This window comes from Moritella sp. F3 (assembly GCF_015082335.1).
Taxonomy (GTDB): domain Bacteria; phylum Pseudomonadota; class Gammaproteobacteria; order Enterobacterales; family Moritellaceae; genus Moritella.
In genome coordinates, this window is sequence record NZ_BLRL01000003.1 from 473,042 (window position 1) to 499,367 (window position 26,326).

At 40.2% G+C, this 26,326-nt stretch carries 17 protein-coding genes and 1 pseudogene; 11 read left to right on the plus strand and 7 right to left on the minus strand.

Annotated features, from left to right (window positions below; genetic code table 11):
* Positions 1–27: 27 nt before the first annotated feature.
* The 8 genes and pseudogenes from JFU56_RS23230 (at position 28) to JFU56_RS08415 (ending at position 9,176) form a co-directional block, all read left to right on the plus strand.
* Positions 28–350: pseudogene (locus JFU56_RS23230) on the plus strand (cation transporter).
* A gap of 6 nt (positions 351–356) precedes the next feature.
* The gene (gene merF / locus JFU56_RS08385) at positions 357–608 is read left to right on the plus strand and encodes a mercury resistance system transport protein MerF (RefSeq protein WP_198436823.1); all 252 of its coding nucleotides are present in this window, start codon (positions 357–359) and stop codon (positions 606–608) included.
* Positions 609–2,048 (plus strand): mercury(II) reductase, encoded by a 1,440-nt coding sequence (gene merA, locus JFU56_RS08390; RefSeq protein ID WP_198436824.1) that lies wholly within the window; start codon positions 609–611, stop codon positions 2,046–2,048.
* Positions 2,049–2,639: 591 nt separating this feature from the next.
* On the plus strand, positions 2,640–4,184 hold the full coding sequence (locus JFU56_RS08395; protein WP_198436825.1) for an aspartate aminotransferase family protein: 1,545 nt from the start codon (positions 2,640–2,642) through the stop codon (positions 4,182–4,184).
* Positions 4,185–4,288: 104 nt separating this feature from the next.
* On the plus strand, positions 4,289–5,509 hold the full coding sequence (locus JFU56_RS08400; protein WP_198436826.1) for a carboxynorspermidine synthase: 1,221 nt from the start codon (positions 4,289–4,291) through the stop codon (positions 5,507–5,509).
* Positions 5,509–6,678, plus strand: coding sequence for a carboxynorspermidine decarboxylase (gene nspC / locus JFU56_RS08405; protein ID WP_198436827.1), 1,170 nt, complete (start codon positions 5,509–5,511; stop codon positions 6,676–6,678). The genes JFU56_RS08400 and nspC overlap by 1 nt, the downstream gene beginning before the upstream one ends.
* Before the next feature lie 53 nt (positions 6,679–6,731).
* Entirely contained in the window at positions 6,732–8,198 is a 1,467-nt protein-coding gene (locus JFU56_RS08410) for a diaminobutyrate--2-oxoglutarate transaminase family protein (protein ID WP_198436828.1), read from the plus strand.
* 204 nt (positions 8,199–8,402) lie between these two features.
* Complete coding sequence (locus JFU56_RS08415) at positions 8,403–9,176, plus strand: EAL domain-containing protein (protein WP_198436829.1); 774 nt, start codon at positions 8,403–8,405, stop codon at positions 9,174–9,176.
* A gap of 71 nt (positions 9,177–9,247) precedes the next feature.
* Here JFU56_RS08415 and JFU56_RS08420 read toward each other — a convergent pair whose 3' ends face one another.
* From JFU56_RS08420 to JFU56_RS08435, 4 genes are all read right to left on the minus strand, one after another.
* Entirely contained in the window at positions 9,248–11,161 is a 1,914-nt protein-coding gene (locus tag JFU56_RS08420; RefSeq protein ID WP_198436830.1) for a methyl-accepting chemotaxis protein, read from the minus strand.
* A 256-nt stretch (positions 11,162–11,417) separates the two neighbouring features.
* Positions 11,418–13,322, minus strand: a complete 1,905-nt coding sequence (locus JFU56_RS08425) for a methyl-accepting chemotaxis protein (RefSeq protein ID WP_198436831.1) — start codon at positions 13,320–13,322, stop codon at positions 11,418–11,420.
* A 400-nt stretch (positions 13,323–13,722) separates the two neighbouring features.
* Positions 13,723–15,636 carry a methyl-accepting chemotaxis protein gene (locus JFU56_RS08430; protein ID WP_198436832.1) on the minus strand — a complete coding sequence of 638 codons (1,914 nt, stop codon included), beginning with the start codon at positions 15,634–15,636 and terminating at the stop codon, positions 13,723–13,725.
* Positions 15,637–15,935: 299 nt separating this feature from the next.
* Positions 15,936–17,849 carry a methyl-accepting chemotaxis protein gene (locus tag JFU56_RS08435; protein WP_198436833.1) on the minus strand — a complete coding sequence of 638 codons (1,914 nt, stop codon included), beginning with the start codon at positions 17,847–17,849 and terminating at the stop codon, positions 15,936–15,938.
* A gap of 394 nt (positions 17,850–18,243) precedes the next feature.
* On the opposite strand from JFU56_RS08435, the gene JFU56_RS08440 reads away from it, so the two are divergent.
* Together JFU56_RS08440 and JFU56_RS08445 are read left to right on the plus strand one after the other, a co-directional pair.
* On the plus strand, positions 18,244–18,921 hold the full coding sequence (locus tag JFU56_RS08440) for a thiol:disulfide interchange protein DsbA/DsbL (protein ID WP_242065920.1): 678 nt from the start codon (positions 18,244–18,246) through the stop codon (positions 18,919–18,921).
* A gap of 271 nt (positions 18,922–19,192) precedes the next feature.
* Positions 19,193–20,032 (plus strand): isopenicillin N synthase family oxygenase, encoded by an 840-nt coding sequence (locus JFU56_RS08445; protein ID WP_198436834.1) that lies wholly within the window; start codon positions 19,193–19,195, stop codon positions 20,030–20,032.
* A gap of 145 nt (positions 20,033–20,177) precedes the next feature.
* On the opposite strand, the gene JFU56_RS08450 is transcribed toward JFU56_RS08445, so the two are convergent.
* Positions 20,178–22,649: a VolA/Pla-1 family phospholipase gene (locus tag JFU56_RS08450; RefSeq protein WP_198436835.1), complete on the minus strand. Its 2,472-nt coding sequence runs from the start codon at positions 22,647–22,649 to the stop codon at positions 20,178–20,180.
* A 462-nt stretch (positions 22,650–23,111) separates the two neighbouring features.
* Here JFU56_RS08450 and JFU56_RS08455 point away from each other — a divergent pair, with 462 nt between their 5' ends.
* Positions 23,112–24,101: a GGDEF domain-containing protein gene (locus JFU56_RS08455; RefSeq protein WP_198436836.1), complete on the plus strand. Its 990-nt coding sequence runs from the start codon at positions 23,112–23,114 to the stop codon at positions 24,099–24,101.
* A gap of 17 nt (positions 24,102–24,118) precedes the next feature.
* On the opposite strand, the gene cdd is transcribed toward JFU56_RS08455, so the two are convergent.
* Both cdd and JFU56_RS08465 read right to left on the minus strand, forming a co-directional pair.
* Positions 24,119–25,012 carry a cytidine deaminase gene (gene cdd, locus JFU56_RS08460; RefSeq protein ID WP_198436837.1) on the minus strand — a complete coding sequence of 298 codons (894 nt, stop codon included), beginning with the start codon at positions 25,010–25,012 and terminating at the stop codon, positions 24,119–24,121.
* Positions 25,013–25,115: 103 nt separating this feature from the next.
* The gene (locus JFU56_RS08465; RefSeq protein WP_198436838.1) at positions 25,116–26,306 is read right to left on the minus strand and encodes a class I SAM-dependent methyltransferase; all 1,191 of its coding nucleotides are present in this window, start codon (positions 26,304–26,306) and stop codon (positions 25,116–25,118) included.
* Between the last annotated feature and the right edge of the window lie 20 nt (positions 26,307–26,326).

Below are 26,326 nucleotides of genomic sequence, written 5' to 3' on the forward strand. Positions count from 1 at the left end.
AAAGATAAGGATAAAAACATGCTTATTTTGAATAAAATATTATTACTGCTCGGAGTGTCTTTGATCACTTTTGGATCTATAGCTAAGCCTCAGATTGTGACTTTAGAGCTACCAACAATGAATTGCCCTGTTTGTCCAATTACCGTAACAAAGTCTCTTGAACAAGTCGATGGTGTGACTGATGTTGAGGTGTTGTACGAAAAAAATTGGCACAGGTTGATTTTGATGACGAAAGTACGAATATACGAATATACGAATATACGAATATACGAATATACGAATATACAAATATACAAACACTTATTGATGCGACAACGAATGCTGGCTACCCCTCAAACTTAAAAAAGTAGGTTTATATGAATAAAAAACGTCCACTATTAAAATGGGGAATTACAGGTACTGTGATTGCAGCACTGTGTTGTTTTACCCCTATTCTGGTCATCGTTCTAGGGGTTGTAGGGCTCTCTGGCATGCTTGGTTATTTAGATTATGTTTTACTGCCAGCACTCGCTTTTTTTATTGGGTTGACGTTTTACGCATTGTTTAAAAGTAAGAAAAAAAATAAGTCCGATTCTTGTCATCTAAGTTCAAAGGATGGGGGAAAATAAATGAATAAGTGCGATTCGAATAAGCAGCAGAATACATCACAAGACAATGTTCATGTTGCCATTATAGGTAGTGGCTCAGCGGCGTTTGCCTGTGCTATAAAAGCAGCAGAGGGTGGATCGAGAGTAACAATTATAGAGGCGGGAGATGTCATTGGCGGTTGTTGTGTCAATGTCGGCTGTGTGCCATCAAAAATATTAATCCGCGCAGCACAATTAGCTAAGCAGCAACGAGATAATCCGTTTGCAGGGCTGGAGAACCAGACTCCAATTATTAACCGTTCATTATTGGCTAAACAGCAAACATCGCGTGTTGACGAATTGAGAGCGGCTAAATACCAGCATATTTTAGATAGTAACCCATCATTGAGTTTAATTAAGGGGTATGCCTGCTTTAAAGATCCAAATACTTTAACTGTTACCTCTGAGAATGGACAGGAAATCGAGGTTGTCGCAAACCGCATTTTAATCGCAACAGGCTCAACACCAGCTATTCCACCTATTGCTGGTTTAGTTGATACGCCTTATTGGACTTCGACAGAGGCATTATTTTCAGAGGAAACACCTGAGCATATAGTTGTGATTGGATCATCAGTAGTCGCTCTGGAAATCGCTCAAGCCTATCGTCGCTTGGGTTCCGAAGTTACGGTACTATCAAGACATACCTTACTGTATAGAGAAGACCCCATTCTGGGGGAGCGCTTATGTCAGTCTTTTGAAAATGAGGGGATTCGAGTTCTGAACCAGACACAAGCTAGTCAGGTAAGCTTTGATGGTAAGTCTTTCACTCTTTCAAGTAGCAGTGGTCAAATTAATTGCGATAAATTACTGGTGAGTACGGGGCGTCATGCGAATACTGGCAGACTAAATCTTGATATGGTCGGTGTTAATACAGACTGCAATGGCTGCATAGAAGTTAATTCTCGAATGGAAACGTCTGCGCCTAATATTTATGCTGCTGGGGATTGCTGCAATATGCCTCAATACGTGTATGTTGCCGCTGCGGCAGGTAGTCGTGCGGGGATCAATATGACGGGAGGGAACGCAAAGCTTAATTTATCGTCAATGCCAGCTGTCATTTTTACTGACCCACAAGTCGCAACGGTTGGGTTAACCGAAGCGCAAGCAGAAACCCAAGGCATAGTGACTGACTCTAGAGTATTAGACATGGAAAATGTACCACGGGCATTAGCTAACTTCGAAACTGACGGCTTTATAAAATTAGTGATAAATGTAGATTCACAGCAGCTCATTGGTGCGCAAATTCTTGCTCATGAAGGTGGTGAGTTAATTCAAAGTGCTGCGTTAGCTATTCACAATAAAATGACAGTGAACGAGTTAGCCGATCAACTTTTTCCATATCTTACTATGGTTGAAGGCTTAAAGTTGTGTGCCCAAACCTTCAATAAAGATGTCAAAGAACTTTCTTGTTGTGCAGGTTAAATCGAAGGCATAATATTCATTTTCCATATTAAAACTAATATGAATATTACAAGTTAGAACTAGTACTCTAACTTGTTTCTGTCCAAATATGGCTTAGGGCTGTCCGCTTATTATTATCAACATTGTATTAACCGTGTCGCCTATAATTATCTACAGCGATTAAGACTGAGATATACATTGTCACTAACAGAAGCTAGATAGAGTCCAAACTACCTACTATTCATTAGTTATAACTAAACCTGTTTGTATTTACAGATTAATTTATAATATAAGTGAAATAAATTACTTGCATCTTGATAACATTTAAATTAAATTGCCGTCATTAAATCGAGCTACTCGATTATTTTGTTTTTTATATGGACTTTAAAATACAGTGATACAAATCATTAATCACACATTTCGTATTTCCCTACCGTACTTCTGATCTCTGATTAGCGCGAGCGCTTTACAGCTTCGCCTAAAATTTAGCATTTTCTATTTGTTGCCTACGCAGCTTACCTGTTCGCTTGTTTACTTCCGCTCTAACGCGATTTAACCGTTTTAGCATTATTAAACATTCGAATACGCATTTTTTTATTTAAAATTTGAAGAATGATGAAAAACTCAAACCAAAATTCAAATCACAACAGTGATTGGTCTGATGTATTCGTACATCTTGATCCTAAAGCACAACCGCATTACCTTAACGCAATCGAGCATTCTGCACGTGAATTATCAGCGATGTTTACCGCTGTTGATGCACCATATTCAGGGCTAGAACCAGCAGCGTTGAATGAGAAAATCATGGCAATGCCAATTGGTAAAACGCCAATTGCGCCGCTTGCTGAAATCATTTCAAACAATGTGGACGTTATTGGCAAAAACTCGATTATTGTCCAGCATCCGCATTGTATTGCGCATCTACACACGCCACCGTTAATTCCTGCATTGGCAGCTGAAACCATTATTTCTGCGTTAAACCAATCAATGGACTCATGGGACCAAGCATCTTCTGCTACCTACGTAGAACAGAAAATGACGAATTGGTTGTGTGAACTCTTCGGTTATGACCTTGAGCAATCAGCGACCAATAATGGCGCTGACGGTGTATTTACCAGTGGCGGAACGCAAAGCAACTTAATGGGTCTGTTGTTGGCACGCGATCGCGCTGTTGAACAAATTTCGGGTGAAAGTGTTCAGAAAGACGGCTTACCAAGTTACGCGAAAAAACTTCGCATTCTGTGTTCACAAACAAGTCATTTTACCGTGCAAAAGTCAGCCTCGTTAATGGGGTTGGGTGAACGCGCAGTTGTGACTGTTGCAACGGATGAGTTCGGTTGTTTAGATATGAACGCATTAAACACCACGATTGCAGATCTTCAGTCGCAAGACTTGATCCCATTCTGTGTTGTGGGTACTGCGGGCACGACCGACCTTGGTGCGATTGATGACTTACAAGCGATAGCGGCAATCAGCGAACAACACAATATGTGGTTTCACGTTGATGGCGCATACGGCGGGGCATTGATCTTGAGTTCACACAAAGATCGTTTGGCGGGAATCGAACTGGCTGATTCGATCAGTACCGATTTCCACAAGTTGTTCTTCCAACCGATTAGCTGTGGCGCATTATTAATTCGTGATAATCACAACTTCAAATACCTGCTACACCATGCTGACTACTTAAATCGTGAAACTGACGAACTACCGAACTTGGTGGATAAATCAATCGCCACGACCAAGCGTTTTGATGCACTAAAACTGCTGATGTCTATGCAAGCGTTGGGTACGGATAAATTTGGTGCGATGTACGATCATCTTATCAGCCTAACTCAAGATGTAGGTGCGTTAGTCAAAGCGACTGACAAGTTTGAATTGTTGGCTCTGCCACAACTAAGCACTGTGTTGTTCAGATATAACGATCTAATAACAAGTAGCGACGTAAGTGCTGAGCGTGAAGAACAGATCTGCATGATCAATCAGCGTTTACGTTTGGATCTGCTAACAGCAGGACAAGCAGTATTAGGCGAAACCAAAATTAATGGTTATACCTGCCTAAAACTGACAATTTTGAATCCGTGTTTACAGTTAAGTGATTTTGAAAGCTTGTTTAGCAAGATCGCTGATTTTGCTGAACTTCAAAGTTATATCAAATAACGCTAGCTTAGCGTTTATAGCAATAAATATAACAGTGGTTGATCAGTTTCAAATAGATCAGCCATTTATAAAATAACAATAAAGAATAAGTTTAAGGAATAGATATGTCTGTATTACAAATTGGTGCTGGTGGTGTTGGTTGGGTTATTGCGCATAAATGTGCTCAAAACAATGACGTGTTTGGTGATATTACAATCGCTTCACGTACTATCGCTAAATGTGACAAAATAATTACCAGTGTTCATAACCGAGACAACTTAAAAGACAAGACGCGCAGCTTAGTATCACGTGAAATCAACGTTGATAACAAAGATGAGCTAATCGCATTAATCGAAGAAGTAAATCCAGATTTAGTAATTAATGCCGGTCCTCCATGGGTAAACGTAGCGATCATGGCTGCGTGTGTAGCAACTAAAACTGCTTACCTAGATACCTCTGTTGCCACTGATTTATGCAGTGAAGGCCAGCAAGTACCAGAAGCTTATGATCCACAATGGGCATTCCGCGACGACTTCGAAAAAGCGGGTATCACAGGTATTCTTGGTGCTGGTTTTGATCCAGGTGTAGTAAGCGTATTCGCAACATATGCATACAAGCATTTGTTTGATGAAATTGACAGCATCGACGTAATGGATGTAAACGCGGGTGATCACGGTCAACGCTTTGCAACTAACTTTGATCCAGAAACAAACATGTTAGAGATCTTAGGTGATTCGTTCTACTTTGAGAACAAAGAATGGCACCAAGTACCTTGCCACAGCCGTGTAATGGAATTTGATTTCCCTGTTGTTGGACAACAAAAAGTTTACTCAATGGCGCACGATGAAGTACGTTCATTAGCAGAATTCATTCCTGCAAAACGTATTGAATTCTGGATGGGTTTCTCTGATAACTATCTTAAATACTTCAACGTAATGCGCGATATTGGTTTATTAAGCCAAGTACCTGTTACAACGACTGACGGTATTACGGTTGAACCACTGAAAGTATTAAAAGCGATCTTACCAGATCCAACATCACTAGCAGCTGGCTACACGGGCAAAACATGTATCGGTACATGGGTTCGTGGTACTAAAGCTGGCAAGCCGCGCAGCGTATTCGTATATAACATCTGCGATCACGAAGAAGCATATAAAGAAGTTGAGCATCAAGCTATTTCTTATACAACAGGCGTACCAGCAATTACTGCTGCACTACTTTACTTCCAAGGTAAGTGGAGCGAAGCAGGGCTATTTAACGTAGAGCAGTTAAACCCAGATGACTTCTTAGAATTGATGCCACGTATCGGTCTAACATGGGAAGTTCAAGAGCTGGACTGCGAGTAATGTCGGCAGTTAATACAACTGTAACAGGGGCGCTTAGTGCGCCTCTGAAAACACCGTATTTCATGATCCATGAAGACAAACTGCTGCGCAATCTCGAGATCTGCAAGCAGTTAAAAGATCTATCTGATGTGAAATTGGTGTTAGCGTTGAAATGTTTCTCTACATGGGGAACGTTCGATACCATCAGTAAATATTTAGACGGTACAACCAGTAGTGGTCCGTATGAAGTACAGCTAGGTCACGAAACATTTCCCGGTGAAACACATGCTTACAGCGTGGGTTACAGCGAAGATGACGTGATTGCGGTGCGTGATATAGCCGATAAAATCATTTTTAATTCGGTATCACAACTGGAACGCATGCAGCCTTTGTTGCCCGATTCAAGCAGCGTTGGCTTGCGTATTAACCCTGAAGTCAGTTACGCAGGGCAAGATCTCGCTGATCCTGCGCGTGCTTATTCTCGCTTAGGTGTTAAACAAGCAGGTCTAACGGCTGAAACTGTGGCTAAACTTGATGGTTTGATGTTCCACATGAATTGTGAAAACAAGGATTTTGTTGCTTATAACAGCATCCTAAGCACCATTTCAGAGCAGTTTTCAGTACACCTAGAGCAAGTATCTTGGGTGAGTTTGGGTGGTGGTTTGTTTTTCACTTATCCGGGTTATCCAGTGGCTGAATTAGCATTAGCATTGAAAGCCTTTGCTGAAAAACACCAAGTGCAGTTGTATCTTGAACCGGGTGAAGCGGTTATTACAGATACGACCGACCTTGTGGTATCGGTATTAGACGTTGTTGAAAACGATAAAAAAACAGCAATCGTAGACAGCGCAACTGAAGCGCATCGTTTAGATACCCTTATCTATAACGAACCAGCGAGTTTTGCGGAAGCAACGGCAGAGGGCGAACACCCTTACATCATAGGCAGTTGTTCATGTTTGGCTGGGGATGTATTTGGCGAAGCCAATTTCCCACAGGCATTACACATTGGCGATCGTCTAACGATTAAAGATTCAGCCGGTTACACCATGGTGAAACTGAACTGGTTCAATGGCCTAAAAATGCCAAGCATCTATTTTCAACGTGCAGATGTTAATGGCGTGAGTGGAGAGATTGAGACCCTAAATCAGTTTGATTATCAGGATTTCAAGGCGACCTTGGGCAAAGCTTAATCTTGCCGAGTGTCAGCAACAATATGAATGATACCTTTCACAAGGTGGCAATTATGAATAAAAGATCAAAGAAGGTTGAAAACGACGTGAGCGAAGTTTTAAATTATGTGACTGAAATGAATAACGATAAACCAGTGACGCGCGCAGTAATGCCTACCGCGTTAAACTTGGATTCGTTTCTTAGTCAGCCAGCACGTGTGCTAGCGACTAATAGCTATTTACAACGCCAAGAACAACGTGAGTCAAATGCTCGCAGTTATCCGCGTCGTTTGCCATTTGCGTTAAAACGCGGCCAAGGTATCTTTGTTGAAGATACTCAGCAACAGATCTTTATTGATTGTTTAGCTGCTGCAGGTACGCTGGCGCTGGGTCATAGCCACGCTGATGTAACAGCTGCGTTGATCGAAGCTGTGCAGTCAGAAGTACCAATGCAAACGTTAGATCTGATGACCCCAGTCAAAGATCAGTTTATGACGCTGTTATTGGATCTACTACCGGGTAATATGGCTGAAAATGCACGCATTCAAATGTGTAGCCCTTGTGGCTCTGATGCAGTTGAAGCGGCATTAAAGCTGGCTAAAATTGCCACTGGTCGTCGTTCTGTTTTAGCATTCTCGGGGGCTTATCACGGCATGACGCATGGCGCGTTAGCAATGATGGGTAATTTAGGCCCTAAATCAGCCTTGAGCATGACGGGCGCGGATGTGCAAATTATGCCATTCCCGTATGCACCACGCTGTCCTTATGGCCTCGGTGAAACGGGCATTAAAGCCAGCCTTTATCAGTTAGAAACAATGCTAACTGATCCTGAATCTGGCGTGGCTAAACCCGCGGCAATTATCGTTGAAGCAGTGCAGGGTGAAGCAGGCTCATTACCTGCAGATCCAAGCTGGTTACGCGGTTTACGTGATATTACTAAGCGTCACGGTATCGTGCTTATTATTGATGAAATTCAAGCGGGTATGGGTCGTACCGGTAAAGTATTTGCATTTGAACATGCAGACATTGAACCTGATGTGATCGTAGTATCTAAAGCGTTAGGTGGCGGTCAACCGCTCGCTGCGATTGTGTATCACAGCGATTTTGATAAGTGGAATCCTGGTGCTCATGCAGGTACATTCCGTGGTAACCAGCTAGCAATGGCATCAGGTATGGTAGTGATGCGTCATCTTGCGGAAAACCAATTACATCTGCATGCAGGTGCAATGGGTGCTAAGTTAAAGCATGACTTAGAAGCGATTGATAGTGACGTTATCGGTGATGTCCGTGGTCGTGGTTTGATGTTAGGTATCGAGATTGTTGATCCTAATGGCGAGCGTGATGTATTAGGTAACTTGCCACAAGATGGCGAACGTGCGAAAGAGATTCAACAAGCAGCATTACGTCGTGGTTTGATTATTGAATTAGGTGGGCGTTTTGGTTCTACTATCCGCATGTTACCGCCACTGATTATCCAATCTGAAGAAATTGATGTGGTTGTGGCAATCCTAACGGATGCGATTAATTCTGTTGCAACTTAGTTAGCTATTTAGTCCACTGAGTCGCTAGATAAAAATTTAATGCATAATAAAGGCCTTTAGATGATTTATTCATGATGAATAAGTCAATACTAAAGGCTTTTTTGTGTTCGGTATCACTCTTTTTTACATTTGCAACGAATAAGTGATATTGAGAATTATTACTATTAGGTGTTAGTATACTTAATCGTTTTTAAGCTAGAGTTAATGGATTTGACTAGTATAGAGCAAGTTATACCACCTAAGTTACTATTATATATTTTAAAATCAGAAAATTATGGTGTTGAATACCAACCTATCATAGCACTTGATACACTTGAAATATTTGCTTATGAAGCGTTATCACGTTTCTATGATGATCAAAGTAATGCCATCCCCCCAGATCAAGTATATAAGGCATTGCATGATAATCCGCTATCTCTATTTCAGGTGGAGTATGCACAGAAAAAATTACAGCTTCAACACGCTCCAAAAAATATCAAATTGTTTGTTAATTTAGATCAAGATTCATATTTTGCTTATGGCGATGATATCGCAGATTTGTCGATAGTCACGAAACAATTAAATCCCTTCATTCAGTTGTTTTTAGATCATAAGGACAATGAAGTAGTTGTTGAGTTGATTGAAAACTCCGAGATAATCGACGCCAAAATGAGTATTAACATGATCAAATTAATGGCGTCATATAATATAAGAACTGCAATTGATGATGTTTGTAACGAACAGTCGATGCTCTCTACCGCAGTGTTAGAACAAGTTAATTTTATTAAATTTGATCGTTTTGTGGTATTGAATCAGCATAATGCCCAATTTTTATTATTGATTAGAGCCTTGATTGCTTATGCTAGAGCCGCAGGTAAGAAAACGATTTTGGAGGGCGTGGAAACAGAGGGGGATCTGTTGTTTGCAAAGTCGCTAAATATTGATTATGTACAAGGCTTTCTATTTAAACCGCAGTTTCTATTTATACATAAGACTTAACATATAATGTTGGCTTTTAAACGGGTTAAAAGCCAACATGTTGCGCATATAAAATATTTAGATATAAGGTATTATTTTAATTTAAACTGACCAACAATCGCGACTAACTGCTCGTTTGAACTAGCAAGTTCACGGGTACTGTCCATGGTTTTATCACCATTATCAGTAAGCTGATTAACCATGCTCTGGATCATTGTCATGTTACGGTTGATTTCTTCCGTCACAGAACTTTGTTCCTCTGCCGCAGTAGCAATCTGAATACCAAGATCGTTAATTTGCATAACAGAGGTTGTCATTGAGTCAAGATTATCATTCACACTTGCTGTCGTTGTTGCCGTTTGTTGGCAACTAGCCTTAGTGATATCCATTGCGCGAACAACCATATCAGCGCCGTTACGTAGGCGGGCTAACATTTCATTAATCTCAGACGTACTTTGCTGGGTTCTTGCTGCAAGCGTTCGTACTTCATCTGCTACAACGGCAAAACCACGACCTTGCTCACCAGCACGCGCCGCTTCGATAGCTGCGTTCAGTGCAAGTAGGTTCGTTTGGTCGGCAATGTCACCAATCACACTTAATACTGTGCTGATTTTGTGAGTATCTTCATTCATTGTTTGAATGTTCAGCGCCATCGCTTCAACTTCGTTTACTAAGTCTGCAACACCATGTACAGCACCTTCAACAACGGCTTTTGATTTATGTGCTTCATCGGCAGATTGCTGCGTAAAGGTTGCTGATTGTGCGGCATTTTGCGCAACACTGTCTGCTGTTGAACTCATTTCAGTAACAGCAACAACAACTTGGTCAGTCTCACTAGCGTGATCCACTAATACCGCGTTGTTGTGTTCAGTCTGCGATTTTAATTGCTCGATACCTGCTGAAATATGATCGGTAGATTGAGAGATCTCTAACATCATATCTTGCAAGTTGATCACGAAGCGGTTAACAGCTTCGGCTATCTGACCTAAATCATCATTACTCGTTACTGCAAGGCGTTGCGTTAAATCGGCATTACCATGGGCAAGATCAACGACGGTTGATTTCAACGCGAGAATAGGGCGATAAAGCTGGTTAAGTGCGGCATATACAATTGCAGACGCGATAATAATAAGCAGCAGGGCGCCAAGCAGCGTTTCTTCTAATAACTCTTTTACAGTCGCGTAGTGTGCTGATTGATCTACGGTAATAACTAAATGCCAGCTCATTGAATCATCAAGTTTGATGCTTTCAAAGTAGCTTACTTTATCTGCGCCATTGACGCTGAACTCAGAGACACCTTCATCATTATTAAGCATTTTCTGTTGCAGTTTCGCATAACCCATGTCGTCAGCTAATTTGCTTTGACCTGGATTATTAATTTGTACTGTCGATGCGATGGCCGTACCTTGATTGTCGTATAGACTTGTTACAGCATTGGCAAATGCCGAATCACGCACCATATCATTCAATACACCTAGCTCGATATCAGCAAGTAATACACCTTCCAGGCGACCATTTTTATAAAAGGGTTCAGCGATACTAATCAGTAACTGCTTAGTCAGGGCATCTTTATACATGGCTGTTACGATCGTGCCACGTTTTTGTTGTGCGAGTGTATACCAATCACGAGTACGGGGGTCATAACTCGCAAGGTCGCGTTTACCACTTGCCGCGCCATAAGAGCGACCATCAGCAAAGCCGACCACAATATCGCTCGCTTTTGTAGCTGCTGTGATTTGTCGAACCATTAAATGTAACTGTTCATCATCACGCGTTTGCGAAAAGTCAGGCGCAGTCGCGATTAAACCTTCTTTAATCGTTTGAAACCAAACGTTGATCTTTGCCGACGTGGTATCAACTTTTAGCATAGAGTAATCATTGATATTACTCGACATTGAAGAAGATAGTTGGCGATAAGAAAAGAAGTTAGAAATAGTTAAAGTCGTTATTAAAAGCAAAATAATGACTGAGATTATTCGCCCTTTAAAACTTGATATAAAATTCACGTTAACAAATACCCTTTAATGGTTATAAATGTTGCTATAAAGCTGATTTTTGGTTATATATTCAGCTTTATACTATTTTTTGCATATCCTATCATTCATATGAAAGCTGGAATAGGATTTTGTAAGCGATTGTAACGTAAAGTTGGATGGAAAATAATTTTTTGTTAATAAACAATCAGACTTTATATCTATAAGTTGATATAAAGTAATATAAAGCCTGATATTTTAACTTAATGTTTTATCGATGTTGGACTATTTATTGAAGCTTAAATTGGCTAATGATCTGCGTTAGTTCATCATTACAATTCGATAGGTTATGTGTGCTATCCATCGTCTTGTTTCCGTTTTGAGTAAGCTGTGACACCATGGTACGGATCGCTGTCATATTACGGTTAATCTCTTCGGTGACAGAACTTTGCTCTTCTGCTGCCGTTGCGATCTGGATGCCAAGGTCATTGATTTGTACAATGGAGTTCGTCATACAATCGAGACTTTCATTTACACTTGCGGTGGTATTTGCCGTCTGTTCACAACTCATGCGTGTTGCGTCCATTGCGTTTACTACGCTGTCTGTGCCACGGTTTAGATTAGTAAGCATTTCGTTAATTTCTGAGGTACTTTGCTGTGTACGTGCTGCCAATGTTCGCACTTCATCAGCTACCACCGCGAATCCACGCCCTTGCTCACCGGCGCGAGCAGCTTCAATCGCGGCGTTTAATGCAAGTAGATTTGTCTGATCTGCGATCCCCCCGATGATGCCTAATACAGCACTGATTTTTTTGGTGTCGTTATTCATGGTTTGAATGTTTGTTGCCATACACTCGACTTCATTCACTAAGTCTGCAACACCTGATACTGCGGTATCAACGACAACTTTTGATTGATTGGCTTGCTCGGTTGTTTGCTGAGTAAAGCTTGCTGATTTCGCTGCACTTTGCGCAACACTGTCAGCGGTTGAACTCATCTCTGTGATAGCTACAACGACTTGCTCTGTTTCGTTTGCGTGTTCAGTTAATACTTGGTTATTCTGTTCTGTTTGGTTTCGTAGTTCACTGATGCCTGTCGAGATATGCACTGTTGAATTCGCAATTTTAAGCATCATTTCTTGTAAGTTAATAATGAAGCGATTAACAGCTTCGGCTATTTCACCCAAGTCATCGTTGCGTGTGACATCGAGGCGCTGGGTCAAATCACCGTCTCCTCGTGCAAGGTCGTTAATCATCTCTTTTAATGCCAGAATAGGGGCGTATAGACGTGACAAGCTCATGTAAATCACAAGCGATGAAAGTAATACCAGTACAATACTCGAGAGCAATAGTATTTGTGAACTTTCATTCACTGCGGCCAAATGAGACTTTTTATCTAGCGTGATAATGATTTTCCACACGGTATTATCATCTAATACCAATGTTGAGAAATAGACGATTTTAGCAAAACCATAGTCATCTAACTCGATCATACCTTGATCGTTACTTTCAATATGTGTTTTTAGTTGGGTATATTCTTTATTACGATTTGGTGCTCTCTGACCAACGATTTCTAGTGGGTCAGTGGTGGCTATTGCCATTGTGTCTTCGTTATAGAGTGTCGTAACTGAATCTTCAAGTACAGAGCGCTCTACCATTTCTTGTAACACATCTAATTTTATATCGGCAAGCAGCACACCCGAAAATTGACCTTCGGTAAAAAATGGTTCAGCAATACTGATCAACAATTCACCTGTCGTTGAATGTTTATAAATATTGGTAACAACGGTTTCTCGCTGCATTTTTGCATCTTTATACCAAGCTAGTTCACGTGCGTCGATATCAACTTTACCATGTAAGGCACTGTATAAACTGCCATCTTCATAACTTGCAACAACATCGTTAGCTTGCGTGGCAAATTCAATCTGTTTGACCATGCGCAGTGTTTCACTATCGTCATGACGAATGGCAAAATCGGGCGCACTTTTTTTAAGGCCTGTTTTCATTGTGCTAAACCACGTTGTAATTCTATCGGTTGTTGTCGATACGTTTAGCTTAGAGTATTTATCAATACTCGATACCATTGAAGCGGACATTTGCTTATTGGAAATAACAGCAGAAATGACCAGCGAAATGGTGAGTAAAAGTATTACGCTTGCAATAATTTTACCTTTAAAACTTAACAGTGAATTCACAACAAATATTCCTTAATTATTAGCACAGATTATAATGCCAATATTATATAGGACAAGCTATCTAATCACCTACCGAACAAAGTTTTATTTAATTATTAAATTAAACTTTGACATGTAAGCTGTTGATAATAAACGAGTTGACTTATTTCGCTCAGTTGTCGGTATAAAATACAATGTAAAACAACTATTTACCTAGTGATTTCAAATATACTAAATGTGAGGTAAAACAGTACAAGGATATTCAGGTTAAATAGCGTTGTGAGTGATGTGGCTAATTGTGTAGTTAAGAGGGTACTAATGAGGTGGTTTAAATTGTCTTTGGCATTAACTTAATGCCAAAGACAATACTCAAAATCACCTCCTAATAATAGGGGGAGTTAGAGGATAGTTAAGCGGGAATTTAGCGCAATTTAAATTGTGCCACGATAGCCACAAGCTGCTCGTTTGAACTCGCAAGCGTATGGGTACTGTCCATAGTCTTGTCACCATTTTCAGTTAATTGCGCGACCATATTCTGAATCATGGTCATGTTACGGTTTATTTCTTCGGTAACTGAACTTTGTTCTTCTGCGGCAGTAGCAATCTGAATACCGAGGTCATTAATTTGCATGACCGAATTCGTCATTGAATCAAGACTATCATTGACACTGGCTGTTGTATCCGCTGTTTGTTGGCAACTTGCTTTGGTTATATCCATTGCTTTTACAACAGTATCCGCACCACCACGTAAGCGCGTTAGCATTTCATTAATTTCAGAGGTACTTTGCTGCGTTCTTGCGGCAAGCGTGCGCACTTCATCTGCAACAACAGCGAAACCTCGACCTTGTTCACCCGCACGCGCTGCTTCAATCGCTGCGTTTAGTGCAAGTAGGTTAGTTTGATCTGCAATTTCACCGATGACACTTAATACAGTACTGATTTTATGGGTGTCTTCATTCATGGTTTGGATATTCAATGCCATCGCTTCAACTTCATTAACCAAGTCGGCTACACCCCTTACAGCCCCTTCTACGACACTTTTAGATTGGTGCGCTTCATCGGTTGATTTTTGTGTGAAGGTAGCGCTTTGGGCAGCACTTTGCGCAACACTGTCTGCTGTCGAACTCATCTCTGTTACAGCCACAACAACCTGATCTGTTTCACTTGCATGATCGATTAACACGGTGTTGTTATGTTCTGTTTGTGAGCGTAACTGTTCAATGCCTGCCGAAATATGTGTTGTCGATTGCGATATATCTAGCATGATGGTTTGTAGGTTGATAATAAAGGTATTTACACCTTCAGCTATCTGACCTAAATCATCTTTACTGGTTACTTGCAAGCGCTGCGTTAAATCACCGTTACCTTGTGCGAGATCTTGAATCGTCGATTTTAATGCAATAATAGGTTGGTAAAGCTTATTAAGAGCAACATATATTAGTAGCGATACGATAATAATTAAAATAACCGCAGTCATTATTGAATCTTCCAAGCTTTCGTCGATAACAGCATGGTGACCTTGTTTATCTAATGTAACGAGGATGTGCCAGCTTAATTTATCGTTGAGCTTAACGGACTCAAAATAGCTGATCTTGTCCTTACCATTTACAGATAAGGTTAATTTACCGTGATCTTCAGCTAACATTTTTTGCTGTAGTTGTGTAAAGGCGACTTCGTCAGCAAGTTTAGATTCACCTGGCTTTTCAATTTTATCTGTTGATGCGATAGCCGTACCATATTCGTCAAACAAACTGGTAGTTGCATGTGCAAACGCGGATGCTTTGACTATGTCTTCCAGAATATTCAATTCGATATCGGCAAGTAATACACCTTGTAATTGACCATTCTTGTAGAAAGGTTCAGCAATGCTGACGAGCAAGTTTTGGGTGAAAGCATCTTTATACATAGGGGTTATGATGGTTTTTCCTTGGCGTTTTGCTTCTATGTACCAATCACGGCCACGAGGGTCGTAATCGCTTACAAAACGTTTACCGGATAGTGCGCTGTAAGAACCACCGTCTTCAAAGCCAACAAGAATATCGGTTGCTTTGGTTGATGCGTTGATTTGCTGCACCATGAGATTGATCTGGTCATCACTGCGAGAAATAGCAAAGTCAGGCGCTGTACCCACTAGACCATCTTTGATTGTTTGAAACCATGCATTAACTTTATCTGATGTACTACTAACCTTTAGAGTTGAATAGTTATCTATGTCAGCCTTCATTAATGTTGATAGTTGGCGATAAGACAGAAAATTCGATATTGCTAGCGTCGTGATGAGCAGTAACATAATTACTGTAATTATCCGGCCTTTAAAACTTGATAAAAAATTCACGTGGGACATCCTTATAATAAATAAAATCGAGAGTGTAGACTCGCGTTAAACAGCGATAACACTATCGCAATTACATTGTTATTAGCTTATCGACCGGAAAATGTAATATCGCATTTAAAGTTATAAATAGGTGACTTTGATCACACAAATTTAACGATTATAACCATTAAGTAATAAATTCTGATAGGACGGAAAGGGACTATTATACGATTTGAAGTTGTTATGGTCATGGATGTTAAATAAGAAAAGTGGTGTTGACCCTCGCGGTAGGGGCAACACCAGTGATAAGTAGGGGGGAATTATTTTAATTTAAACTGACTTACTATCGCCATTAAATGAGCATTGTTCTTTGCAAGATCATGCGAGCTAGTAAGCGTTTTGTCACTGTTATTTGTTAACTGATGCACCATGGTTTGAATTGATGTCATATTACGGTTAATTTCTTCTGTGACTGAACTTTGTTCTTCGGCTGCTGTTGCAATCTGAATGCCAAGGTCATTAATTTGTAATACCGACTCAGTCATTGAATCTAAACTGAGATTAACACTTTCAGTCGTTTCAGCTGTTTGCTCACAGCTTGCTTTTGTTGTATGCATTGCTTTCACAACGGAATCTGCACCATTACGTAAACGCGTTAGCATGTCATTAATTTCTGATGTACTTTGCTGTGTTCTTGCCGCTAATGTTCTTACTTCATCAGCAACAACAGCAAAGCCACGACCTTGATCACCTGCGCGGGCTGCTTCAATAGCGGCGTTTAGTGCAAGCAAGTTAGTTTGGTCGGCGATTTCACCAATGACACTGAGTACTGAACTGATCTTATTGGTATCTTCATTCATGGTTTGGATACTGAAAGCCATAGTGTCAACCTCCGTCACAAGCTCTGCCACACCATAGACAGCACCTTGAACTACTTCTTTTGAGCGTTTCGCTTCATCTGTTGATTTTTGTGTAAAGGTTGCAGACTGAGCTGCACTCTGAGCAACACTATCAGCTGTCGAACTCATCTCGGTGATCGCAACAACAATTTGTTCAGTTTCACTGGCGTGATCTAGCAGGACATTATTATTATGCTCTGTTTGCGAACGCAGCGCATTAATACCACCGGATATGTACTCTGTTGACTGGGATATTTCTAACATCATACTTTGTAAATTAGCGGTAAATTTGTTTACTGCTTCAGCTATTTGACCCAAATCATCGTTACTCTGAACCTTAATTCGGCGGGTTAAGTCGGCGTTACCCTCAGCTAAATCTACAATGGTTTCTTTTAACGATAAGATAGGTTGATATAAACGGTTTAACGCCACTAAAATGATAATGCAGGCCAAGATGACAAGGATAAGCCCAGTAATGAATGCACTGTCTAAACTTTCGGCTATTTCGATGAAGTGAGATGACTTGTCTACTGTGATCGCTACTTTCCAAGAAATACTATCATCTAGGTTTAATGTCGTGAAATAAGCAAGTGTTGTTACCTGACCCTGGTTAAATTCAAACGTGCCTTTTTGATTATTTGATAGCGTGTTTTTAAATGGGGTAAAGGCAGCATTAGCAGAGTCTAAAGGCTTACCTACAACTTGACGATTATCTGTTGACGCAATCGTCATGCCTGTCATGTCGTATAAATTAAGCGTGGTATTTTCAAATGTGGAATTTTGAATAAAGTTGCTGACAGTCTCTAAGCGGATATCAGCTAATAACACACCAGTAAATTGACTATTATAATAAAAAGGTTCAGCGATACTGATCATCAATCCACCCGTTGTCGCGTCACTGTAGATCCCTGTTATGATTGTCGAACCTTTTTGTTTCGCGTCTTTATACCAGTCGCGGACTCGTGGATCATAGCTATCTAAACTTAGTTTTCCGTCTATTGCTGTAATGGCTGTACCATCTTCATAAGCGGCCAATATGTCATTAGCGTCAGTAGCGAGGGATAATTGTTTCACCATAAGTAATAGCTGGGTATCATCACGTGGTACTGCAAAGTCTGGTGCGGTCGTTATAAGGCCTTTTTTAATGCTTTGAAACCAGCTGTTTATTTTATTTGCGGTACTATCAACTTGTAAGTGTGAATATTTATCAATGTTACCTACAATAGAAGTAGATAATTGTCGATAAGAAATAAAACTAGCAATCACCAGCGATGAAATAACAAGTAGCATTACAACTGTAATGATACGTCCTTTAAAACTAGATAAAAAATTCACGTTACTTAATCCTTCAGAGCATTATTCTATTGTATGTTTATGGAGTGGAGCAAGATCGCTGGATGATAGCTATAAGGTTATTTGTTGTATATTTGTTTGTATAATAAGCTGTATCTGGATCACCTTTATTGATTGCTTTCTTTATCGTTAATTCTACTATTTTATAAAGGTGCGCGTTTAATGACCATTAATGCTTGGGTATCTCGTTTTATTTAGACTTATTTAACTGTGCTTTTTATGTGTTTATTGGAGTGAGTATCAAAATACTTCTGCTTAATTGATCTAAATCATCATGAAAGTAAAGCTAAGTAATATTATTCGACAGAGGTAATTATTCATTATAACCTCTCGATCTTTTCAATTTCCTTCTTAAACTAATGGTCCCAATATTATTATGAAATCTATCTTTAAACCGTTGTTATTCGTGTTTGTATCGTTAATTGCGCTAAGTGGCTGCAGCGAAGACAATAATCCTAAGGAAGGCAATGAATACGCCGTTATCCCAACACCAATGGCTGACTTACCGGATGTAGTAGAGATATTCTCGCTGGCGTGTGGTAATTGTAAAGGCATGGAAACGATGATTCCTGCTATTGAAGAGATGACTAAAATTGATATTGCCAAAACCCATGTAACGTTTAATGAAAGTGCGCAACGTTCAGCTTATGTTTATTATGCTGCGGCGATTCAAAACAACGGTAAACCGAGTCACGAAATGATGACTGACCTATTCACGTATACGCAAGGTGGCAATGGTGCAGACAATCATGATCACGGTGAAGGTAAAGTAGAAGAAGAGCCTGAAGTAGCAATGACGCCAGCAGAGAAAAAAGCTGAAATGATTAGCATCTTCAACAAATACGATATGAAAAGCCCTATCGACTTAAGCGAAGCTCAACACGAATCTGTGTATCAAGAAATGGTTAAAGCTGAAACTGTTGTGACGAATGCTAATATTGCCTCTGTGCCTGCGTTCTTAGTGCAAGGTAAATACTTGGTAAATTCTGGTGCACATAAAACATTAGAAGAGCTAGCAGCAACAATTACTTATTTGAATAATTTAGATAAATAATTTAGATAAATAATCTAGGTAATCGCTTAGCTAGGTTATTTTGAGTAATACACATTAAAACATCAGCGTATTACTTTTGAAGGAGTGGTTTCTAAACCGCTCCTTTTTTGTATCCACTTTCATTCAAAAGTAGATCGTATCGTTTGTGAACTTAAATGAAGATGTTTGTATATCGATTGATAAATTATAGGGGGGAATTAGTTGATAACAGTAGACATTACAGCTAATGAATTTTATTATCGCTACAATTTTCGATAAAGAAGTATACAAAATGACATTAGCAGCAATTGATTATCGCGCTGAAAACAGTGCTGAAGCGTTCGTAAAGTCGCTTCGTGAAACAGGTTTTGGTGTATTAACGAATCACCCGATTAACCCTGAGCTAGTTCAAACTATTTACACTGAATGGCAAGCATTCTTTGAAACTGAAGAGAAGCATGGATTTTTGTTCAAGCCTGAAACGCAAGATGGTTTTTTTCCTGCAACAGTGTCTGAAACCGCAAAAGGTCATAGTGTTAAAGATATTAAAGAATATTTCCATGTATACACTTGGGGTCGTATCCCTGAGTCATTAAAAGAAAATATTCTTGCGTATTACGAGCAAGCCAATGCACTTGCTGCTGAGTTACTTGATTGGGTTGAAGAATTCTCTCCAGCGGATGTATCAGCAAACTACAGCATGCCACTATCGAAGATGGTTGAAGCAAGCACACGTACGTTATTACGTGTTTTACATTACCCGCCAATGACAGGTAATGAAGAAGTGGGGGCTATCCGCGCTGCTGCGCATGAAGATATTAATATGTTAACTGTACTTCCTGCGGCTAACGAACCTGGTTTACAAGTACTTAAGCAAGATGGTTCTTGGTTAGATGTACCAAGTGATTTTGGTAACATTATTATTAATATTGGTGACATGCTACAAGAAGCGTCTGGTGGTTATTTCCCATCGACCACACACCGTGTAATTAATCCTGAAGGCGCAGATATGACGAAAGCACGTGTATCATTACCGTTGTTTTTGCACCCTAAAGCAGACGTTGTATTATCAGAACGTTATACAGCTGATGAGTATTTGACTGAACGTTTACGTGAGTTAGGCGTACTTTAATTCGGTAAGACTTAATAGTGAAACTAAAAACCAACTCCATTGAGTTGGTTTTTTTATGCGTGTAAATCGAGAGTCAGTTTTAGGCATAAAAAAACCAGCACCGAAGTGCTGGTTTGGATTAAGTTAATTTAAAATTATTGACTGTTTATAGACAAGTTGAAAATAACGGAGTAGTACCCACGGCAGCACCTACATTGGACAATTCAAGTGAATTGCTTGCTGCTTTAGCATGTGTAGCAACTTGTTTTTGCATCTCTAATGTTGCATCAAGTGCAGCTGTTGCGCTAATTGTCGCTATACCTGAAGATGTTGGGTTGATTAAAGAGCTGTGATGACCTTTCATGAAACGAACCACGCCTGCATTCACAGTTGTTGTATCACTGTTGTCGATACAACCAAGTTCTAATGCTTTAATTAATGGCTCTGTACCCACAAGAGAACCAGAAGTGCCTTGATTAGGTAATGTTTGGTCTGAAGGGTTTGTACCTCCCGTTGTAATATCACCAATAATTTCAATTAAGTGAATGTTGTCAGTATTATCAGCGAGTCTTACTGCGTAGTTTATCGGGTCTGATGCTTCTATTTGAGTTTGAACAGAGAACAATAAACCAGGTATGAGTGCTTCAGCATGACTTGCAAAACCTAAATATGCTGCTGATGTGCGGTCTGAGATTATTCCCTTGATTTGATCTGCGGTATATCCTTGTGACTCGGCAATTTGAGCGACAAGTCCATCTATAACCACGGGACCAAAAGCTGGGCTATCAAGGAATACGCCAGTTAATCCACCCGCTGGTGCAACCAGAGATACGCTTTTAACACCAAATACAGCAGATAAAGTCGGGTCATTGGCAACGGCAGTAAACATACTCGCAGTGATCGCACCTAGGCTTAAGCCGTGTACGGACACCTGTGTCGCATCAAATAATATAGAGCCATCAGTGTCTTTGAAATCTGAAATCTGCATACGTAGCGCCAGTAAATCAGAGATTGCTTGGCGGAAATTATCACGTACAGTTAAACCACTGGCTATATTCACAAAGTTTGTGACGGAACCATTAGTATAGGGAACACCAAATGAAGAGTCAGTTGCACTGATTTCATAATCACCACCGCTCCCGTCATCATAACCACGACTACCGTGCAGTGGCATGTCAATCGCAATCGTTGCAAGACCCTGTTCAGCTAAGGCACCTGCATTCATGAGGGTTGTTTCTTTATACGTTCCTAACCCATGCACTGCGATGTTGACAGGCCAACCAGAACCGGGCTTAGTTTTGTTGTTTGGTACTGTGATCTGAACCGCAAGTGTTTGTTGGTTAATAGGATTAGCAAGAGGGTTAAAACGGGTAAGTAACTTGGTTGGGTCGATACCTAGATTACAGCCGACTAAACCACTTGTATCAGCTGCTGCCGAAGCAATACTCATACCACAAGCCCCAATTAGCGTTGGATCATCTATTAAACCTTTTTGAACGGCACCTAAAATTGTTACTGGGCTATCACCAGCGGCTTTCCAATAGCTGTTATTTACATTTTCTTCAAGGTAATACGGCACTGTGATACTTGATGCATATAAATCAGTATTTTGCGCTTGAGTATTGATAATTGGTATTGCTTGAAGGGCTGGAACTTCATTATAAACCGAATTTATTAAAGTTGTATTAGCAGCGGATACAACAGGTAGTAAGTTAGGGTAAGCTCCATTAATAAGAGCCTTTGATGCATCAAATTTAGCTTTATAGAGCATTCCCTTTGCAGTATCAATCACATTGAATATTGACTGGGTCGTAAAAACACCCGTGTGAGTAACAGTACTTGCATCAATACCAACAGCAGTAATAATATCACTATCGTAATGATTGATTAGTTTTTGCAAACCTATAGCGCTGGCATCGGCCGGATCTGAAGGATCTCCGATAGGATTTTCTGCGTAGTCTCTTTTCAGTAGTTGATAAGTGACACTACCGTTAACAGATTCACCTTCACTGTCTTTAATCAAATTAGTTGTCAAATACATGTAACTGGCATTCTCAGCAAGCGGTTTTAATGGTATTACAGCAATAGAGTGACCATTCACAGCAGTTATAAAATCTTTGTCAAGACCATATTCTAATTCGTCTGCTGGGTTAATATCGCAAACTGTTAATGCGAACTCTTGTCCTGAAGCAGCTTGACAAGCAGCAGCAGTTGAAGCGGATAGAGGGCCACCAAGCCCAACAGGGAAAATGCGTACTGCACCAGCTTGCTCGATGCTTGCTGCATCTAACGTACGATTTTCGTATAAATCAACACCAATGGAGATAGGCTGAGTTGTTGACCACCCATCTAATGCACCAATAGCATACGTGTTATCATCATAAGTCATTGTTTCACCAGCCGCTGAAGCTGCTGCGATTGCGGTTAATTCATCTGGTAGCTGCAAAGTACCGTCGGTAGTGCCGCTAAATAGCAAGTCGTTAGGTAAAGACACAACTCCATTTGATGGATCAAACTGTATGCGGCTGCTGGTATAAAGTTTGTTTTCCTTAACGTCTAATACTTCAGTATCTGAATCGCAAGCTGTGAGGGCTAAGCTTGAGATTATTAACGAGGCAAGTATTGTTTTTCTTGGCATCCTGTCCAACCTTATTTTTTATAATCAACATAAAGAAATAACATTATAGAAATAGTAATGCGGTCGTGTATATGCAAAGTGAACAGGTTGTTTCGTTTATGTTAACTGCTTTGCGTAAAACACAATGAGCTTTAGCTTTTATGTGAGCAAGATCAAAATAATATGAGACGAAAGTAGCAGGTGTAGACTCATGATTATGTTTAAATGATTAGACTTTAGCGTAATCATGCATATTTTATAACCAGTTAAGGGTAGTTATAATACTTAGTGCTAAATTGGTTTAATCAAATAATGATACTAAGGGGTCGGATGAGTGAAAGTGAAACATCATAAATAGCACGAATAACCTCTTGTTATAAATGTACATACTGCTTGAAGCGCATTTATACGCTTTTTTTGTTCTCAATTTTATGTTTTGTTAACTAAACTCATTTATTAATAGGGCGCAAAGGATATGAGTGGATGTTAAGAACATTTAATGGGTGTGCACATGAGTGGTTTATCGCTTTAACTGAATCGGAAGATGAAGCAAAACTCGATGTCACTCTGTTGGCGTCTATGCAGGCTATTTTGGCCACATCACGTATTGCTGTATTTGCTGTAAAGAAGGTACTGAAAGAGCAGAGCGCCGCGTTAATATGTGATAATTTATCTGGTTTAGATTTTTCCTCACAAGCCATCGATGATCTCTACCAAAAGTTGCAGGATAATAAGATCCATATCTCAGAATCGTTGGAAGAAAGGGTGAGTTACATTCCTATCTGCCATGGAGAGTCAGTTATTGGTTTTGTGGTTGCCGCTCATGATTTGGGGGATATAGCGAGTACTAAGCAACTCAATACAGCGATAAATTTATTACACATTTATGCTAACCAGCAGCATATCTTATTTAAGAACAGACTTGATCCACTGACTGAACTACTAAATAGACAAACCTTTAATAATAAAATGATGGAAGTCATCACTGGTCATGATCATAATGAGCGCCGTGATCAGATTGATGAACATTGTGCTTGGTACCTCGCCATGCTAGATATTGATAACTTCAAACAGGTGAATGATCGGTTTGGTCATGTCATTGGTGATGAGGTATTAATATTAATGGCGGGCTTAATGAAATGTAATTTTCGTAGTGAAGATTATATTTTCCGCTATGGCGGTGAAGAGTTTAGCGTACTGTTTAAATGCGCCGATGAAGACACCGCTGAACACATATTAGAGCGTTTAAGAGAGACGATTGCAGGCTATGACTTTCCACAAGCGAAAAGTATGACAATGAGTATCGGCTTTACAGAATTAAAGAGTTGTACCTTAATACCAAAGCTTGTCCAGCAAGCCGATTTAGCGCTTTATCACTCGAAAGAGTCAGGACGAAACTCGGTGACAAACTTTAAAATAATTGCACACTTGCACAATATTGATTATGTCACTGAGCACGAACTGTTTAAATAACCTTAGTTATCAATCCATTAGTTAGCATATTCATGCTGATAATGTTCAATTCCCATTTCTGATACAAGCACTTGCGTTGCTTGTGCATGGCTCATCTTAGTTTCTGCTTTTTCAACCAAGATCAATGCTGCTATATCTGTCAATGCATATCCGGCTAAATTTAAATTAATCAGCACTGACTGTAGTGGAGATAATGACGGATTAAAGGCTGCATTTTCAATATAACGACCAGTAATGACTATACCTGTTGTTGTTTCTAAGGCAATACCTGCATGGCAATGGCTGTAAGGCGCATAGCTAGTATTTGCAGCCTGTAATGCAGCTTGTACTAGCGATGAATCGTTTTCTTGTTGCAAGCTCAAATTAACAGGCTGAGCGGCTAATAGTGATTCGCTAATGCCCAGATCAATTGGACCGAAAGAATCAGGCAGCAAGGTTGCTAGGCTTTTTACACCTGTTGCTTTTAAGTTGACACTTAACGTTGGCGCACAGTGTAATTCATTCATGAACTGACGGCAGTGACCACAAGGGCTATCTGTCACTGTGACATCTAAAATAGCAGACTCATGATGGCTAAAGGCATTATTAATCGCGGCTTGTTCAGCATGGACACTGTTGAATAACGCTTGATTGATAAATTCGTAATTGGCACCAAAATACAGGTTACCTGATCCAGCTCGTGCGATTGCGCCGACATTAAAATTAGAGATAGGGGCAACAGAGTAGGCTGCGGCTAACGGTAATAAACTGAGTAATAATTCTGGGGTTTCTAGTGCAGAATGCAGTTGTAATAAGTCAACATCGCCAGCATGAATAACACCTTTAAAATCAGGTTTAGAAATTATAGGTAGAACATGGCATTGAAGTGATTCTGGTAAGCTAGTAAGTGCTTTAAGGAGGTTTGTTTTCATAAAAATTGGCCTTGTTAAAAAGTGGCACTGAATAGAGAATAAAATTCTATCTGGGTGCCACTTTGCAACTAAAACCAACTTATTACAAGGTTACAGCTCTAAATTATAAAACTTTTAGTACTAAACCGTTTAGATAATAACCTTCTGGGTAGAAGCTAGCCGTTGGGTGATCGCCAGCTTGTGATAAACGCTCTACGATGTAAGCGTCACGGCCTGCATCAAGTGCTGCATCAGCAACGATCTTTTGGAATAAACCATCTTCCATTAGGCCTGAACATGAGAATGTTAACAGCGTGCCGCCAGGCTTAAGTACTTGCATAGCTACGAAGTTAATATCTTTGTAACCACGACAAGCGCCTTTCATTTGTGCTTTGCTTTCAGCAAATTTAGGCGGATCAAGAATGATAGTATCAAACGTACGACCTTCTTCACGGTATTGGCGTAAGATTTTGAATACGTCAGCACGTTCGAAAGATGCGTTTGATAGGTCAAGACCATTGTGCTCAGCATTACGTTTAGCAATGTCTAATGCAGGTTGTGATAAATCAACGTTCGTGATTGATTTAGCACCTGCTTGTAGTGCGTAAACACCAAAACCGCCCGTGTAGCTGAAGCAGTTAAGTACGTCTTTGCCTTTCGCGTATTTTGCTGCCGCTTTACGGTTATCACGTTGATCAAGATAGAAACCAGTTTTGTGGCCACCTTTAATATCAACTTCAATTTTAACACCGTTTTCTTCGATGATAACTGATTCAGGTGGCTCTTCACCTTTAAGAACGCCTTGTACTAACTCTAGGCCTTCTTTTTTACGTACAGCTACGTCTGAACGTTCGTAGATGCTACATTCTGGGTAAAGAACGCTTAGTGCTGCTACTAATGTCTCACGGTGGAAATCTGCACCCGCTGATAATAGCTGACATACTAAGAAATCGTTGTAACGGTCAATCGTGATACCAGGAAGGCTATCAGATTCAGCTGCGATTAAACGATAGCCAGTAAGACCTTTCTCTTCGATTAATTCATCACGTAGCGATTGCGCTTGTTTGATGCGTTTTTCAAAGAATGCTTGGTCGATTTCTACGCCACGGTCGTAATGCCATACACGTACACGGATTTGAGACTCTGGAGAGTAGCTGCCAGATGCTAGCCATTCGCCGCCAGCACTCATGATATCCACAGTGCCGCCAACTTCTACTTCGCCTTTTACTTTCTGTACTGCGCCAGAAAAGATCCACGGGTGTCTACGTTTAAGTGCTTTTTCTTTGCCTTTAGCAAGAATAATTTGAGCTGTCATTTCAATCTCTTATCGTTTTT

What these genes read in the sequence shown, in the direction of transcription:
- cdd (WP_198436837.1), bottom strand. Translation starts at nt 25,012, where the DNA reads ATGAAAACAAACCTCCTTAAAGCACTTACTAGCTTACCAGAATCACTT.
- JFU56_RS08400 (WP_198436826.1), top strand. Translation starts at nt 4,289, where the DNA reads ATGTCTGTATTACAAATTGGTGCTGGTGGTGTTGGTTGGGTTATTGCG.
- nspC (WP_198436827.1), top strand. Translation starts at nt 5,509, where the DNA reads ATGTCGGCAGTTAATACAACTGTAACAGGGGCGCTTAGTGCGCCTCTG.
- JFU56_RS08415 (WP_198436829.1), top strand. Translation starts at nt 8,403, where the DNA reads ATGGATTTGACTAGTATAGAGCAAGTTATACCACCTAAGTTACTATTA.
- merA (WP_198436824.1), top strand. Translation starts at nt 609, where the DNA reads ATGAATAAGTGCGATTCGAATAAGCAGCAGAATACATCACAAGACAAT.
- JFU56_RS08455 (WP_198436836.1), top strand. Translation starts at nt 23,112, where the DNA reads ATGTTAAGAACATTTAATGGGTGTGCACATGAGTGGTTTATCGCTTTA.
- JFU56_RS08395 (WP_198436825.1), top strand. Translation starts at nt 2,640, where the DNA reads ATGATGAAAAACTCAAACCAAAATTCAAATCACAACAGTGATTGGTCT.
- JFU56_RS08445 (WP_198436834.1), top strand. Translation starts at nt 19,193, where the DNA reads ATGACATTAGCAGCAATTGATTATCGCGCTGAAAACAGTGCTGAAGCG.
- JFU56_RS08465 (WP_198436838.1), bottom strand. Translation starts at nt 26,306, where the DNA reads ATGACAGCTCAAATTATTCTTGCTAAAGGCAAAGAAAAAGCACTTAAA.
- merF (WP_198436823.1), top strand. Translation starts at nt 357, where the DNA reads ATGAATAAAAAACGTCCACTATTAAAATGGGGAATTACAGGTACTGTG.
- JFU56_RS08450 (WP_198436835.1), bottom strand. Translation starts at nt 22,649, where the DNA reads ATGCCAAGAAAAACAATACTTGCCTCGTTAATAATCTCAAGCTTAGCC.
- JFU56_RS08440 (WP_242065920.1), top strand. Translation starts at nt 18,244, where the DNA reads ATGAAATCTATCTTTAAACCGTTGTTATTCGTGTTTGTATCGTTAATT.
- JFU56_RS08410 (WP_198436828.1), top strand. Translation starts at nt 6,732, where the DNA reads ATGAATAAAAGATCAAAGAAGGTTGAAAACGACGTGAGCGAAGTTTTA.